The sequence below is a fragment of the Sphingomonas sp. CFBP 8765 genome (assembly GCF_014841445.1).
Classification (GTDB): Bacteria; Pseudomonadota; Alphaproteobacteria; order Sphingomonadales; family Sphingomonadaceae; genus Sphingomonas; species Sphingomonas aerolata.
In genome coordinates, this window is record NZ_JACYTY010000012.1 from 43,747 (window position 1) to 59,379 (window position 15,633).

Sequence of the window (15,633 nt, forward strand, 5' to 3'; positions counted from 1 at the left end):
TTTAATCGGTCTCCTCAGTGCCGGGCCGCCAACGGTGCCGGCACGAAATTGATCTTGTTTGCCAGGATCACGGCTTGGGTCCTGCTATAAACGTTCAGTTTCGCCAGGATCGCCGAGACGTGCGCCTTCACCGTCGTCATCGAGACATCAAGTTCAAACGCGATCTGCTTGTTGAGCTTGCCGCCGACGACCAGCCCCAACACGACGCGCTGTTGCGGCGTCAACGTTTCGACGCGGCGGCGGATGTCGTCGAGTGCGACATTGTCCGCGCCGATAGTCCGGAATTCTTCCGGCATGAAGACGTCGCCCGCCAGGATTGACTGGATCGCCTCGACGATCGCGCTGCGCTTGAGCGACTTCGGGATGAACCCGGCCGCGCCGTTGGCAATCGACGCGCTGATCAAACCGCCCTCGCACGCACCCGATACGATCACGACGGGTACCGACGGGAACCGGTCGCGCATCTGGGCAAGTCCCGAAAACCCTTCGGCATCGGGCATGTTGAGATCGAGCAGGACGAGGTCGAAATCGCCTTCACGCTCGACGATTGCGATGGCCTCGGCGATCGACGACGCCTCGAACAATTCGCACTGATCGAACGCGACCGAGATGACGGTGCGGAGTCCGTCCCGTACGAGCGGATGATCGTCCGCGATTAGCACCCGTTCCACGTCATGCCCCCCTGCCCGCGGCTGGTGTACTGGCTCAGCGCGCGACAAGGAATGGGATGCCGCCTGCGACATCCCATTCTCGATCATCACGATTTTGGCAGCTTGAACACCCAGAGCGCACCGCCCTGGTTGATATGCTGCACCGCCTTGGCGACCTCACCACCCCATAGCGGCACCGCGCCACCCCAGCCCGACATGACCGCGACGAACTGCTCGCCGTCCTGGGTCCAAGTGACCGGCGAACCGACCACGCCCGATCCGGTGTTGAACTTCCAGAGTTCCTTGCCGGTCTTCGCGTCGAATGCCTTCAGATAGCCCTCGGGCGTGCCGGTGAAGACCAAATTCCCCGCGGTCGCGAGCACCCCGCCCCACAGTGGCGCCTTGTTGTTGTATTCCCACGCGATCTTGCCGGTGGCGGGATCGATCGCGCGCAGCACGCCGATATGATCGGGGTACAGCGGCTTGATCGTGAAGCCCGCGCCCAGATAGGCTGCGCCCTTCTTGTACGCGATCGGCTCGTTCCAGATATCCATGCCCCATTCGTTGGAAGGCACGTAGAACATCCCCGTCTGGCCGCTATACGCCATCGGCATCCAGTTCTTGGCGCCGAGGAACGCAGGCGCGGAGAACACCGTCGTACCCTTTTCGGTCGAAGGCGGACCCGGACGGTTGGTATCGTCGAAGATGGGCCGGCCGGCCTTGGTATAGCCCTTTGCCCAGGTCGTCTTGGACACGAACGGATTGGCCGAGATGAACTTGCCGGTCGTCCGGTCTAGCACGAAGAAATAGCCGTTGCGATTAGCTTGCGCGCCAAGCTTCATCATCTTGCCGCCGATCTTGGCATCGAACGGGATGAACTCGTTCACGCCGTCGAAATCCCAGCCGTCGTGCGGCGTATACTGGTAATGCCATTTGATTTCGCCGGTGTCGGCATCGATCGCCAGCGTCGACGAGGTGTAGAGATTGTCGCCCGGCCGCAGATGGCTGTTCCAAGGTGCCGGGTTGCCGGTACCGAAAAAGAGCAGATTGGTGTCGGGATCGTAGGTGCCGCCCAGCCATGGCGCGCCGCCGCCAGTCTTGTACTGATCGCCCTGCCAACTCGCGTTGGTCTTGCCGGTGATCGTTGAGTCCTTGCCGTTGAGCGAGCCCATATTGCCTTCGATCGTCGGCCGCGACCAGACCAGCTCGCCGGTGTTGACGTCGCGCGCCTCGACTTTGCCGATGACGCCGAACTCACCGCCCGAATTGCCATAGATCACCTTGCCCTTGACGATGATCGGTGCCGCGGTGTTCGAGTAACCCGCCGCGTAATCCTGCAGCGTCTTGTTCCAGATCACCTTGCCGGTGTTGCGGTTGAGCGCGACCATGTGCGCGTCGAGCGTCGCGAAGATGATCTTGTCGCCGTAGATCGCCGCACCGCGGTTGACCACGTCGCAGCAGGGCATAATGCCGTCGGGCAGACGCGCGTCGTATTGCCACTTCTCTTCGCCGGTCTTCGCATCGAACGCGAACAGTCGCGAATAGGAGCCGGTCACGTAGATCGTGCCGTCATAGACGATCGGCTGCGATTCCTGGCCGCGCTGCTTTTCACCACCGAGCGAGGCGGAGAAGGCCGGGACCAGCTTGGCGACATTGGTATCGTTGATCTGGGTGATCGTGCTGTAGCGCTGAGCCTTGGGCCCCATGCCGTAGGTCAGAATGTCGCCAGGGGTGTTCGCGTCGCTCATCAGGTCGGCGTCGGTCGGGCCGGCCCCGGCCATCGGCGGCGCGGCAGGTGCCGCCGGCGTCGCAGCCGGGGCGGCAGCATCCTTGACCGCCGCTGCGAGCGGCGTCGTCGCCATCATGGCGGCCCCCGCCAGCAGTGCGGCCGCGCGCGTCATGCGAAACGTCATCGTCTTCTCCCCTCCTGTTCGTCCATTCATTGGATCGACCCGTTCTTTGAACCGTCTTGGAATTTTCTCAGGATAATCTCAGACTCGCCACCGCCACATAGGACCTTCGGTCGCTGCGACCACGCTAGATCGAGATTGGCGTTTTCGGCGAGACACCGTACCGTGCGAAAATGGCGTCCAGCGTTCCGTCGGTGCGAAATCCGGCGATCATCGTATCGAGTGCGTCCGCCAGATCGCGGCTGTCGTCCTTGACCGCCATGCCGATGTCCCAACCCGGACTCGGCAGTGCTGGCAGGGGGCCTTTACGGACCTTCACCGTCTTACTGCCGCCATGAAGCGCATGTTCGATCTGCGCGCGGCTCGCCATCGCGACGTCGGCGTCGCCGGTCTTGACTGCGTCGATCGCCGCCTGACCGCTGGTGAGATGCTTGACGTCGGGGCGCAGCACGCCGCCGAACGAGCCAGACAGATAGAAGTCAGGGATGCTGTCGAGCTCGGCAACCAGGCGCATGCCCTTGAACGCCGCGGGCGCGACCTCGCAGTCGGTGTCGAGGCCGCAGGCCATCTGGAAACCTTCGCGGTAGTAAGGCGCGCCGATCACCGCACGGTCGTTGGCGAGCGCGAACGCCCGATCGACCGGCACGTGCATCATCACGTCGCAGACCGTCCCGCCGACCAGCGAGCCGCGCCACACCATGTTTCGGAGATCGTCCGACACCCCCTCGTCCGCGAGGAAGTCGATCGGTTCGGCACGGACCCCGAGTTTCTTCGCGATGGCTTCGGCGATCTCGACGTCGATCCCGACGATCTTGCCGTCCCGCTTCCACGACCATGGCTCGAAATCGCGGTATACCGCGACGCGCAGCACGCCGTTCGCCTTGATCTTGTCGATCGGTGCCGCTGCCGCCGTTCCGAACGGCACCAGCGCGGCGCTGGCCAATGCGCCGCCGAGAAACGCCCGCCGCGATGGTCTCACGATCACTCCTCCGAATGCTTCGTGTCGAGCCAGGAACGGATCGCCCAGCCGGCCTTCTGCCCCAGCACGTCGCCCATCGGCGGCATGTACACCTTGCCATCGCGGACCGAGCCATGCTGGAATCGCTGGATGTACCATTCGTCACCCGCCTCGCCGACGTCGAGATAGCGCAGGTCCGGCGCGATCCCGCCGGAGATGGCCTCCAAGCCGTGGCAGCGCGCGCAATTCTGGCCATACGCGCTCTCGCCGATTTTGATCGCGGTCGCGTCGCTGCGATACGGGTTCACCTTCAGCCATGTAGTGCCAATGTCCTTCAGCGCGGTCGTGTCGACGGCTTGGGGCGTTACATTGCCATGCGCATACACATTGATGCCGATCGATCCGGCCGCGACCATTGCCGAAGCCGCGAAGACGAACCGCGATACTCTTCCAGCCATTCCAAACACCTCACCATTGCCGTCGGCCGATCTGACGCGGCATGGCAGAACCCTATGGACGGCCCACGCGCTAGTCCTATTGCACTTTGGTATCAGGGTGTTGCGCGCTCATCGGAGTTAGTGTCGGCAAATGCGAACCCTGACCCTGCTTCCCCTGCTGGCGTTGACCGCCGCCGCTCCTGCACTTGCGGAGACGATCTACGTTTCCAACGAGAAGGGAAACTCGATCACCGTCATAGACGGCGCGACGCTGAAACCGATCGCGACGTGGCCAGTTGGCCGTCGCCCGCGCGGCATCATCCTGTCGCGTGACGGTACTCAGCTCTACGTCTGCGCCAGCGACGAGAATGCCGTGCAGGTGATTGACAGCAAGACCGGCAAGCTCATCGCCGACCTGCCTTCGGGCGAGGATCCGGAGACGTTCGCGCTCTCCCCCGACGGCACGCTGCTGTTCGCCTCCAACGAGCGGGACGCCGCGGTCACCGCGATCGACGTGCCGGGGCGGAAAGTCGCGTTCCAAGTCGTGGTCGGCGTCGAGCCCGAGGGGATGGCGGTCAGTCCCGACGGCAAGACCGCGGTATCGACCGCGGAGACCGACAATTCGCTCCACTGGATCGATATCGCCAGCCACCAGCCGACCGGCGTCACCGCGGTCGAGCAACGTCCGCGTCATGCCGAATATACGCGCGACGGCAAACAGTTATGGGTTTCGGCCGAGATCGGCGGGACGGTTCAGATCGTCGACACCGCAGCTCGGACGGTAACCGACACGATCCGCTTCGCAATCCCCGGCACCAACCCCGAGAAGATCATGCCGGTCGGCATCCGGTTTACCCCCGATCACAAGACCGCGTTGGTTGCCTTGGGCCGCGGCAACGCCGTCGCGTTCATCGACGTTGCCAGCCACAAGGTGACGCGGATCGTTCCCGTCGGCCTCCGCGTCTGGCACCTCGCGATCAGCCCCGACGGCAGGCGCGCCTTCGCCGCCAATGGCCTCAGCGACACCGTGTCGGTGATCGACATCGCGACCGCCAAGGTGACCGCGACGATCCCCACCGGCCGCGCACCCTGGGGAGTCGCGATCGCACCCTGACGTCATTCGCACGCCAGACCCAAAGTCTAATTTTCGCGACCGCCTGTATCCGCCAGCCTTTGCAACAAGGCGCAGATCACATCGCGTCGCAAAGGGAGGTTTGGATGATCGGACTAGGCAATCTGCTGGCAACGGCGGCAGGCGGGACTTTACTGTGCTGTGCGGCAACGCCCGCTTTCGCACAGGCCGATGACACGACCAGTCAGTTGCTCTTGCGCTTGAAGGAAAAGGGCATCCTCACCAATGACGAATACAACGCGCTCGTTGCCCGCAAGACCGCCGAAGTCGCACCGTCTCAGCCTACCGCCGTCGCCACCAGTGCGCCCCAGGCGCCGCAACAGGCCGCGCAGGCTCAGCTTGACGACAAGCGCTCCGTCCGCATGACCGAAGCCGGCGTCGGCATGGAGTTCGGCGGCGTGACCGTGAAATTCTCCGGATCGGTCAACGGCTTCTACGTCCACGACAATGGCGACCGCGCGATTGCCAGCAATACCGTCGTCGGCGGCCTCGCCGCCGTTGGCAAAAGCAGCTCGTCGATCCGCAACGGCCTGTTGCCCGGCATCTTCGGCATCGACGTATCGACCAACCAGGGCGGTTGGGACGTCGCCGCGCATATTGGCCTGTATCCCGGCATCAACAGCGTCTCCAACGTGGGCGGGGCCAATTCAGCCGGTACGCCGCAAGCGCTCGCCACATCGGGCATCGACGCCCGCCAGACCTACCTTACCTTCGGAAAGCCCAATTTCGGCACGATCAAGGTCGGTCGCGACATCGGCCTGTTCGGCTCGGACGCGATCCTCAACGATATTACACTGCTCGGCGTCGGCTCGACCGGCGGCAACGTCGCGCCGTCGAACACCTCGCTCGGGCGGATCGGCATCGGCTATATCTACACCGACTTCCAGCCCCAGATCACCTATTCCAGCCCCAAATTCGGTGGGCTCCAGGTAAGCGCCGGCATCTTCCAGCCGCTCCAGACGATCGGCAATTCGGAGGTCAATGGTTCGCCCGGCTTCCAAGCTAAAGTCACCTATGACTTCAAGTCGGATCAGCTCGGTGGACACTTTTGGGCTGGCGGCATCACCCAGAAGCATGACGGGGTCGATGGATCTCCCAGCTACACCGGCAGCGGCTTCGATGTCGGCGCGAAGCTGACCTATGCCGGCTTTGGTTTGCTTGGTTACTATTACAATGGCTCGGGCATCGGTACGACCGGCTTGTTCATCCTCTCCACAGACGCCGCCGGGCGCAAGCGCGACAGTAGCGGCTATTATGCCCAGGGCACGTACACGATCGGCAAGCTCACGCTCGGCGGAAGCTACGGCGCGAGCTTCCTCGATCTTGCCCGCAACGAGGTCAACCCGACGCTGCTTGACAAGAACAGCAGTTGGGTCGGTCAGGCGCGCTACGGCCTGACCAGCTGGGTCACGCTGATCGGCGAATACACGCGGACCAAGGCCGAGGCCCATAACGGCAACGATGCCAAGTCCGATACTTTGGCAGCGGGTGCGATCCTGTTCTTCTGATCCGACGCCCGGCCGCGGGACATCATCGCCCCGCGGCCTCTTCTTTCCGGGACACCTATGACCGAACAGACCATCTTCCCCGTAACCAGTGGCTGGGCCGACCACGCCCGCATCGACGGGGACGGCTACGACACGCTGTATGAAGCGGCGTCGAGCAATCCGGGCGCGTTCTGGCTGGAACAGGCGAAGCGGCTGGACTGGACGAAGGTACCCGAGATCGCAGGCGACTGGTCGTTCGCGAAAGATGATTTCCACATCAAATGGTTCGAGGACGGCGAACTGAACGTCGCCGCGAACTGTCTAGACCGGCATCTCGATACACGCGGCGATCAGGTCGCGATCATCTGGGAGCCGGACTGCCCCACCGATGCGCCTCGTCACATCACCTACCGCGAACTCCATGCCGGAGTGTGCCGCTTCGCCAACGTGCTGACCGCGCAGGGCGTTGCGAAGGGCGATCGCGTCACGATCTACCTGCCGATGATCCCCGAAGCGGCATTCGCGGTACTCGCCTGCGCGCGGCTCGGTGCGGTGCATTCGGTGGTGTTCGGCGGCTTCTCCCCCGAGGCGATTGCCGGGCGGATCGAGGATTGTGGATCGACGATCGTCGTCACCGCCGACGAAGGCTGTCGTGGCGGCAAGCGCATTCCATTGAAGGCCAATGTCGATGCCGCCGCCGAAAAGGCTCCAGGCCTCAAGCGCGTCATCGTCGTCAAGGCGACCGGCGGCGACGTGACGATGCACACCCGCGACGTCTGGTATCACGAAGCAGCCGAGGGAGTCGGCACCGACTGCCCCGCGGTGCCGGTCGCCGCCGAAGATCCGCTGTTCGTGCTCTACACCAGCGGATCGACCGGCAAGCCCAAGGGCGTGCTGCACACTAGTGGCGGCTATCTGCTCTGGGCGGCCTACACCCATGAGATGGCGTTCGATTACCAGCCCGGCGACATCTACTGGTGTGCCGCCGATATCGGTTGGGTCACCGGCCACACGTACATCCTCTACGGCCCGCTAGCCAATGGTGCGACGACCTTGATGTACGAGGGGCTTCCGAACTGGCCGAACGCCAGCCGGATCTGGGAGATCGTCGATCGCCACAAGGTCCACACACTGTTTACCGCACCGACCGTGCTGCGCGCGCTGATGAAAGAAGGCGACGATTTCGTCACGCGCACCGATCGCTCGTCGCTCAAGCTGCTCGGCAGTGTCGGCGAACCGATCAATCCCGAGGCATGGCGCTGGTATCACGATGTCGTCGGCGGCGGACGAGCGCCGATCATCGACGCGTGGTGGCAGACCGAGACCGGCGGTATCATGATCTGCCCACTGCCCGGCGCGACCGCATTGAAGCCGGGTTCGGCAACCAAGCCCCTGCCCGGCGTGACGCTGGAACTGGTCGACGAGAAGGGCAACGTGCTGGTCGGTCCGGCGGAAGGCAACCTCGTCATCACGCAGAGCTGGCCAGGCCAGATGCGGACCGTCTGGGGCGATCACGAACGCTTCTTTCAGACCTATTTCTCGACCTACCAGGGCAAGTATTTCACCGGCGATGGATGTCGCCGCGATGAGGACGGTTATTACTGGATCACCGGCCGCGTCGACGACGTGATCAACGTTAGCGGGCACCGGATGGGCACGGCCGAAGTCGAAAGCGCGCTGGTGCTGCACAAACACGTCGCCGAGGCGGCAGTGGTCGGCATGCCGCACGACGTGAAGGGCCAGGGCATCTACGCCTATGTCACACTCAACGACGGCATCGACCATAGCCACGACCTGCGCGACGAGCTGTGCCGCTGGGTACGCACCGAGATCGGCCCGATCGCAACCCCCGACAAACTCCAATTCGCTCCGGCTTTGCCCAAGACGCGCTCGGGAAAGATCATGCGCCGCATCCTGCGCAAGATCGCGGAAGGCGACACCTCGAGCCTCGGCGACACCAGCACGCTGGGCGATCCAAGCGTCGTCGATCACCTGATCGCCAACCGGGTCGGATGATCAAGCAGCTAGTCCGGCGCGATTTGGCCAAGTCGTACTTAAGGCCAATTCCCTCGCATCGACCGATCGCTAGGGTCCAGCAGGCGCATATCCGCGCACAGGAGACAGTGAATGGCCTGGAAGAAGCCCCGGATCGTCGAGATCGCCCTCGGTGCCGAAATCAACTGCTATGCGTGCGCCGAACTCGTCTGATAGCAGATGGACGTCATCGTCCTGGGGGCGGCGGCCGGCGGCGGCTTCCCCCAATGGAACTGCCATTCGCCCGCCTCCCGCCGCGCCCGCGCCGGTGACACTGCAGCACGTCCGCGGACGCAAGCCAGCATCGTGGTCAGCGGCGATGGTCAGCGCTGGCACCTTTTCAACGCCTCGCCCGACCTACGTCGCCAGCTTGAACTCACGTCGGCGCTGCATCCCACCCATGGCCGACGCTCGACCCCGATTGCTAGCGTCGTGCTCACCGGCGGCGACGTCGACGTGATTGCCGGACTGTTGACCTTGCGCGAACGCGAGCCCTTCGCACTGCATGCGACCACAGCCGTGCACGCCATCCTCACCGCCAATCCGATCTTCGACGTGCTGGCGGATGGCATCGTCGACCGTCACACGGTCATGCTCGGCCAGCCCATAGCGCTGGACGACACGCTAACCGCGACGCTCTTCGCGGTGCCGGGCAAGGTCCCGCTTTACATGGAGGATGGCGACCGCATGCAGCCGATCCTGGTCGACGACACCACGGTCGGCGCAGAGATTTCCGACGGCACGCACCGCGTCCTCTTCATTCCCGGCTGCGCGGCGATGACGGACGACCTGCGTGCGCGGATCGACGGCGCCGACCTGCTCTTCTTCGATGCGACTTTGTGGGACGACGACGAGATGATCCATGCCGGGCTCGGCGCCAAGACGGGCCGCCGTATGGGCCATATGAGCATGGCCGGTGCAGGAGGCTCGATAGCATCGCTTGCCGACCTGACGATCGGACGACGCATCGCGCTCCACATCAACAATTCCAACCCCGTGCTGCTAGACGACAGCCCCGAGCGCACCGAGGCCGAAGCCGCGAAGTGGATCATCGCCGAGGACGGTTTGCGGTTCACATTATGACCGAATTGATGGACGACGATGGCTTGGAAACAGCGCTTCGCGCGATCGGCGCCGAGCGTTATCATATCCTCCATCCGTTCCACCGCCTCCTCCACGACGGTAAGCTCACCCGCGGCCAGGTTCAGGCCTGGGCACTGAACCGTTATTACTACCAGAATCAGATCCCGGTGAAGGACGCGCATCTGCTCGCGCGCCTGCCGACTTCGGAGCTGCGCCGCGAGTGGCGCCGAAGGATCGAGGATCACGACGGCGATGGCAGCAAGCCCGGCGGTATCGAACGCTGGATCAAGCTGGCCGAGGGCGTCGGCCTGGACCGTGCGCTGGTCAAGAGTACCGACGCGATCCTGCCGACCACCCGTTTCGCGGTCGACGCCTACGTCCATTTCGTCCGCGACCGCACGTTGCTGGAGGCGGTGGCATCGTCGCTGACCGAACTCTTCTCGCCGACCATCATCGCCGAGCGCGTGTCCGGCATGCTCGCGCATTACGACTTCATAACGCCCGATACGCTGTCCTACTTCACCCCGCGCCTCACCCAGGCGCCGCAGGACAGCGACTTCGCGCTCGCCTATGTGAAGGCGCATGCCGATACGGCGGAGAAGCAGCAGGCGGTGCTGTCGGCGTTGCGCTTCAAGTGCGACGTGCTCTGGTCGCAGCTCGATGGGCTGTACCTCGCCTATGTCGCGCCCGGACTGATCCCGCCCGGCGCGTTCGTGCCGCAGGACGTACGATGACTGCAGTGCCTCGTTTCAAGCGCGGCGTGAAGTTCCGCTTCGACACCGTCCGCAACGTCTGGATCATCCTCGCGCCCGAAAAGCTGTTCATGCCCGACGACATTGCGGTGGAAATCCTGAGGCTCGTCGACGGAGCGCGCACGACCGACCATATCGTCGACGACCTTGCCCGCCGGTTCGATGCCCCGCGCGAGACGATCGCGGACGACGTCGTGGCGGCCCTCGACGACCTTTCCCTCCGCGGAGCGATACAGCTATGACCCCACCCCCGATGGGACTCATCATTGAACTCACCCACCGCTGCCCCCTCCAATGCGCCTATTGCTCGAATCCGCTGAAGCTCGATCCGCCGTCCAGCGAACTGGCGACCGACGAATGGCTCCGCGTGCTCGACGAGGCGGCCGCGCTCGGCGTGCTGCAGGTTCATTTCTCGGGTGGCGAACCGATGGCGCGGCGCGATCTGGAACAGCTCGTAGCCCATGCGAACGCCGCTGGGCTTTATACCAACATCATCACCTCCGGGGTGCTGCTCGACGCCGAGCGGATGCGCGCGCTGATCACGGCGGGGGTGGATCATGTACAGCTGAGCTTCCAGGACAGCGAGGCGCTGCGCGCGGACGTCGCGGGCGGTTATCGTGGCGGCCATGCGAAGAAACTGCTCGCCGCTGCGCTGATCCGCAACTCTGGCCTGCCTCTGACGAGCAACTTCGTCGTTCACCGCCAGAATATCGATCGGGTCGAGGAGATGATCGCGCTTGGCGAAGCGCTCGGTTCCGAACGCATGGAGATCGCTCACGTCCAGTATTACGGGTGGGCGCTGCGCAATCGCAACGCGCTGCTGCCGACGATCGACCAGCTTGAGAGCACCACCGCGATCGTCGAGGCTGCGCGCGCTCGACTGCACGGCCGGATCGCGATCGATTACGTCGTCCCCGATTATTATGCGGCGCGGCCCAAGGCCTGTATGGGCGGCTGGGGCCAGCGTTTCATCAACATCTCGCCCTCCGGCAAGGCACTGCCCTGCCATGCCGCCGAGACGATCCCCGACATGGAATTCCCCTCGGTCCGCGAATGGTCGCTCTTCGATCTTTGGCATGACGCCGAAGCATTTGCGCGGTTCCGCGGCACCGACTGGATGCCGGCACCATGCCAAGGCTGCGACCGCCGCGAGATCGATTGGGGCGGATGTCGCTGCCAGGCGCTAGCACTTGCCGGCAACGCCGCCGCGACCGATCCCGCCTGCACGCGCGCGCCGATGCACCACGTGATGGCAACCGCGATCTCAGAGGCTGGCGAAACCGACTTCACCATTCCTCGCCGACTGGCCCGCGCGCCCGCCTAATCGGCGGCGTAGCGGTCCGTCGCGCGGATCAATTGGTTGAGGATACCCGGCTCGTTCCAGGCATGACCGGCGCCCTCCACCAGATGAAAGTCCGCTTCGGGCCAGGCGTGATGCAGATCGTACGCGGTGCGTGCCGGGCAGACCATGTCGTAACGGCCCTGGACGATCGTGCCGGGAATGCCCGCGAGCATGCCCGCATTGCGGATCAACTGTCCCTCGTCGAGCCAGCCGTTATTGACGAAATAATGGTTCTCGATCCGTGCGAACGCCAGCGCGAAATGCGCGTCCTCGAACCCCGCGCTGGTCGCCGGATCGGGCAGCAAGGTGATCGTCTCGCCCTCCCACAACGCCCAGGCCTTGGCCGCCTCGATCTGTGCCGCGGGATCGTAGCCGGTCAGACGCTTGCGGTACGCGCCGCGCATGTCGTCACGCTCAGTAATCGGGATCGGCGCCTCGAATGCTGCCCATTTGTCGGGGAACACCTCCGACGCGCCAAACTGATAATACCAGTCGAGCTCCGACGTCCGCAAGGTGAAGATGCCGCGCAGGACCAGCTCGCTGACTCGTTCGGGATGCGTCTGTGCATAAGCTAGCGCCAGCGTCGATCCCCAGGATCCACCGAACACTAGCCAGCGTTCGACACCGATCATCGTGCGCAGTTGCTCCATGTCAGCGACCAGATCCCAGGTGGTGTTCGCGTCGAGCCCGGCATGCGGCGTCGACCGCCCACATCCTCGCTGATCGAACAGCAGCACATCGTATCTCGCAGGATCGAACAGCTGGCGATGTTTTGCCGAGATGCCCCCGCCTGGCCCGCCATGGAGGAACACTGCGGGCTTGCCCCCAGGCGTGCCGCAGCGCTCGAAATACACCGAATGCCCGTCACCGACGTCGAGCATGCCGGAATGATAGGGCTCGATCGTTTCGTATAGCGTGTGCAAATCCAAGTCCTCTTACAGTTCACCGACGCTATCAGCCTGGGTCTAGGTTTGCCTGCTCGGTATTTTAAGGCGTACTCATGGTTATCACTACCCACGGGGATTTAACGCCCTTGTCCCGCTGCATCAACGATAGTCAGGTTACGGCACATCGTCACCCGTAACAGGCCGAGCTGCTAAACGGGCGACCAGCGGCTTACCCCGTGACAGATCAAGTGAACTAACGAATGCTTGATGCAACTGCACGCCGAAAGCGGCCCGTCCGGTCTACCAGAACCCGGCCAATTAGGCCCCTGCCCTATCAAATGAACGAACGGCTGCTTACAGCGACCGCTGCCCGAAAGCGGCCGGGCCGCTTTCCACCAGAAATGCAGACGTTCCGCATCGCCGGATGATGTCAGCCGCGCGCCGTTACGAACCTACGCCTTCACTCGCCTCAGCTTTCTTCGTCAGGCCCGTAATCGAATCTGCCAGCGGCTAGATCGTCAAGTATGGGATTGCCGAAGACGACACGGCGGTCTTCGGGTACTTCGCCGAGATCATCCGGATGCCATGTGAGGACGCCCGACCTGCCACCCTGCGCACGCTCGATTCGGGAAAGCTGAGCTGGGGACACACCAGATCGCCGCGAAAGCTCGGCTAACGACCAGCCGAGCGCTTTACGTTCTACGCGCAGGCGCTGACAAAGCTGATAGATACGCGTGCCTTGACGGCTACCGTCAAACAAGAGCGGTGGACGGCCACTGTCACCGACCATTGCCACCTGCGGCCACTCAAGTTCCAGCTGCTCCATGATCCGGTCGAGCGTGGAGCCCTGCGGCCAAGTGTGTCCGTTTTCGATGCGCGACAGGGCTACGCGGGTTATCCCGACGCTCATGGCAAGTGCGTCCTGGCTAATCGGCCCCACAACGCCCTTAACGCCCATACGATGATCCTTGAGGATCTGCCCCAGGTCGGCGCGCAGGTGGCTGAAGCCTTCTGGCAGTCGCATCCGGGCGGGGGGACGTACCGTCTTCATGAAAGACCAATGATGGCGAATGTATGTAGATTTCGTGCACGCGCGGTGACGGCCGTCCCAAAACGTCGCCATGGCCGTCGCCCGGATCATATTGGCACAAACTGTCGATGCGCAAGACGCACTAACCGAGCTTGTACGCCTGCTGGCACGACAGGCAGCGGCCGAACATCATGCGCGCATGCAGGATTCCCGTGCGGCAAAACCTGTGAAACAATAAGCCATGCTCACGACCACGCACCGCCGCATCGCACTCTATGGCAGACACTCAACCGCCATGCAGTCGGCATCATCGAGTGCTGATCAGGTCGCGTCCTGCGCGCCGCTGGTCGGCTATCTTGCCGGCACGGTAACAAAGACGTGGCTCGACCCGGAATTGTCGGGGTACCGGCGCGACCGTCCCGGCCTTCGCCAGTTGCTCCGCGCAATGGAAACGGGCCAGATCGACATCATTGTATGCGAGGCGCTCGACCGGCTGGCGCGCGATGCCGAGGACGTGGCCTGGCTGGGCAAGAAGCTCGCCTACCACAGGGTCCAGCTACATACAGTGAGCGAAGGCCATGTCGACGAGATCAAATTTGCGGTCGCCGGCCTGCTCGGCTCGATCTTCCTCAAGCATCTGGTCGACAAGACGCTGCGCGGCATGGAGGCTGCCGTACTCGCGGGGCGGTTCGCCGGAGGGCGAGCCTATGGCTACAAGCGCATGGTCCGGCTCGATGCTAAGGGCGAGGTCCAGCGCGGGTTGCTGGAGATCGAGGAAAGACAGGCGGCGGTGGTCCGCCGTATCTTCGCGTGGTTTGCCGCAGGGCTGTCCTCCATTCAGATTGCCACCCGCCTGAACGAGGAAGGCGTGCCCGGCCCGCGTGGCGGGCAGTGGAACGCCTCGACGATCCGCGGTGACCCGACCAAGCTGGTCGGCATCCTCAATAACCCGCTCTACGCGGGTCGGCTGGATTGGGGCCGCCGGCAATGGCGCAAGAACCCGGACAGCGAGAAGCGCGAACGCCGCTACCGGCTCCGCGATCGTACGGAATGGGTCGAGGTGGCGGTGCCAGAGCTACGCATCGTTGACGACGCGCTGTTCGATGCGGCGCACGCCGAGATTGAGCGCCGAAAGCGTGCGCCACAGGCAGCCTCGCCTGCAGGCGGGACCCGCGCGCGGCATCTGCTCTCCGGCCTTATCCGCTGCAGCTGCTGCGGTGCCAATTACACGATCAGCGGCAAGGACTATTACCGCTGCGCGGGGCAGAAGGAGCGCGGCACGTGCGGAAACCGCGTGTCGGTACGCAAAGGTCCACTGGAGACCGCGACGTTGGCGATCCTCCAGGAGCATCTGCTGACCGACGAGCATGTGCGCTTGTTCATAGAAGAGTTCGAGCGTGAACTGCAGCGACTGACACGCCAAGACACGGGCCGGCATGACGCTGCGCAACAGCGTTTGAGGCAGGTCACCACCGAGCTCGAGAATCTGTATCAGAACCTGCTGGCAGGCCTCGCCACTCCGGCACTGCGGGCGATGATCGCCGAGCGCGAGGCCGAGAAGGTGCTACTGGAGACGAGCGCAGGCGCCGTAGCCGATAGCAAGCCTACCGCGATCCTCTTGCCGCATCCGGTCCTCGTCGAGCAGTTTCGGAGCAAGGTCGCCTCGCTCCGTCAATCACTGGACGACGCGTCGATCCGGACCGAGGCAGCGGCGGTGCTTTCGACGCTCATCGAGAGCGTGACGATCTTTCCCGACGAGCCGGGCGGTCCGGAGGCGGAGGTGGTAGCAAAGGTGTCGGATCTGCTCACCTGGGCGACAAACGACAACGCCGCCCGTAAGGGCGGCGATTGTAGTTCTATGGCGGTGGTTGCGGGGACAGGATTTGAACCTGTGACCTTCAGGTTATGAGCCTGACGAGCTACCGGGCTGC

The 15,633-nt window shown here is 63.7% G+C and carries 16 protein-coding genes; 10 read left to right on the forward strand and 6 right to left on the reverse strand.

Going from position 1 to position 15,633, the window contains the following annotated elements; all coding sequences use genetic code 11:
* Nucleotides 1-14: 14 nt before the first annotated feature.
* The 4 genes from IFT87_RS19020 to pedF all read right to left on the reverse strand — a co-directional run bounded on the left by IFT87_RS19020 (nt 15) and on the right by pedF (nt 3,934).
* Nucleotides 15-671: a response regulator gene (locus IFT87_RS19020; protein WP_042467292.1), complete on the reverse strand. Its 657-nt coding sequence runs from the start codon at nt 669-671 to the stop codon at nt 15-17.
* An 86-nt stretch (nt 672-757) separates the two neighbouring features.
* On the reverse strand, nt 758-2,431 hold the full coding sequence (locus tag IFT87_RS19025; RefSeq protein WP_234422911.1) for a methanol/ethanol family PQQ-dependent dehydrogenase: 1,674 nt from the start codon (nt 2,429-2,431) through the stop codon (nt 758-760).
* Nucleotides 2,432-2,687: 256 nt separating this feature from the next.
* The gene (locus tag IFT87_RS19030; protein WP_056025361.1) at nt 2,688-3,539 is read right to left on the reverse strand and encodes a substrate-binding periplasmic protein; all 852 of its coding nucleotides are present in this window, start codon (nt 3,537-3,539) and stop codon (nt 2,688-2,690) included.
* A gap of 2 nt (nt 3,540-3,541) precedes the next feature.
* Entirely contained in the window at nt 3,542-3,934 is a 393-nt protein-coding gene (pedF, locus tag IFT87_RS19035; RefSeq protein ID WP_407818298.1) for a cytochrome c-550 PedF, read from the reverse strand.
* Between the two features lie 172 nt (nt 3,935-4,106).
* On the opposite strand from pedF, the gene IFT87_RS19040 reads away from it, so the two are divergent.
* The 8 genes from IFT87_RS19040 to pqqE all read left to right on the forward strand — a co-directional run bounded on the left by IFT87_RS19040 (nt 4,107) and on the right by pqqE (nt 11,767).
* Nucleotides 4,107-5,069, forward strand: a complete 963-nt coding sequence (locus IFT87_RS19040; RefSeq protein WP_192191627.1) for a PQQ-dependent catabolism-associated beta-propeller protein — start codon at nt 4,107-4,109, stop codon at nt 5,067-5,069.
* 104 nt (nt 5,070-5,173) lie between these two features.
* Nucleotides 5,174-6,595: a porin gene (locus IFT87_RS19045; protein ID WP_056025310.1), complete on the forward strand. Its 1,422-nt coding sequence runs from the start codon at nt 5,174-5,176 to the stop codon at nt 6,593-6,595.
* A 57-nt stretch (nt 6,596-6,652) separates the two neighbouring features.
* Nucleotides 6,653-8,590: an acetate--CoA ligase gene (gene acs, locus IFT87_RS19050; protein WP_031439391.1), complete on the forward strand. Its 1,938-nt coding sequence runs from the start codon at nt 6,653-6,655 to the stop codon at nt 8,588-8,590.
* 111 nt (nt 8,591-8,701) lie between these two features.
* Nucleotides 8,702-8,782, forward strand: coding sequence for a pyrroloquinoline quinone precursor peptide PqqA (pqqA, locus tag IFT87_RS19055; RefSeq protein WP_042466497.1), 81 nt, complete (start codon nt 8,702-8,704; stop codon nt 8,780-8,782).
* A gap of 6 nt (nt 8,783-8,788) precedes the next feature.
* Nucleotides 8,789-9,691: a pyrroloquinoline quinone biosynthesis protein PqqB gene (gene pqqB, locus IFT87_RS19060; RefSeq protein WP_031439392.1), complete on the forward strand. Its 903-nt coding sequence runs from the start codon at nt 8,789-8,791 to the stop codon at nt 9,689-9,691.
* Nucleotides 9,688-10,425: a pyrroloquinoline-quinone synthase PqqC gene (gene pqqC, locus IFT87_RS19065; protein ID WP_031439393.1), complete on the forward strand. Its 738-nt coding sequence runs from the start codon at nt 9,688-9,690 to the stop codon at nt 10,423-10,425. Before pqqB ends, pqqC begins: the two co-directional genes overlap by 4 nt.
* On the forward strand, nt 10,422-10,685 hold the full coding sequence (gene pqqD, locus IFT87_RS19070) for a pyrroloquinoline quinone biosynthesis peptide chaperone PqqD (protein WP_031439394.1): 264 nt from the start codon (nt 10,422-10,424) through the stop codon (nt 10,683-10,685). The genes pqqC and pqqD overlap by 4 nt, the downstream gene beginning before the upstream one ends.
* A gap of 11 nt (nt 10,686-10,696) precedes the next feature.
* Nucleotides 10,697-11,767, forward strand: a complete 1,071-nt coding sequence (gene pqqE, locus IFT87_RS19075; RefSeq protein ID WP_031439395.1) for a pyrroloquinoline quinone biosynthesis protein PqqE — start codon at nt 10,697-10,699, stop codon at nt 11,765-11,767.
* On the opposite strand, the gene pip is transcribed toward pqqE, so the two are convergent.
* Nucleotides 11,764-12,708, reverse strand: coding sequence for a prolyl aminopeptidase (gene pip, locus IFT87_RS19080; RefSeq protein WP_197975369.1), 945 nt, complete (start codon nt 12,706-12,708; stop codon nt 11,764-11,766). The genes pqqE and pip overlap by 4 nt on opposite strands.
* A gap of 433 nt (nt 12,709-13,141) precedes the next feature.
* Nucleotides 13,142-13,723, reverse strand: a complete 582-nt coding sequence (locus IFT87_RS19085) for a helix-turn-helix domain-containing protein (RefSeq protein ID WP_192191628.1) — start codon at nt 13,721-13,723, stop codon at nt 13,142-13,144.
* Between the two features lie 70 nt (nt 13,724-13,793).
* Here IFT87_RS19085 and IFT87_RS19090 point away from each other — a divergent pair, with 70 nt between their 5' ends.
* The gene (locus IFT87_RS19090; RefSeq protein WP_192191629.1) at nt 13,794-13,940 is read left to right on the forward strand and encodes a hypothetical protein; all 147 of its coding nucleotides are present in this window, start codon (nt 13,794-13,796) and stop codon (nt 13,938-13,940) included.
* Nucleotides 13,941-13,943: 3 nt separating this feature from the next.
* Nucleotides 13,944-15,611, forward strand: coding sequence for a recombinase family protein (locus IFT87_RS19095; RefSeq protein WP_192191630.1), 1,668 nt, complete (start codon nt 13,944-13,946; stop codon nt 15,609-15,611).
* The last annotated feature ends 22 nt before the right edge of the window (nt 15,612-15,633 follow it).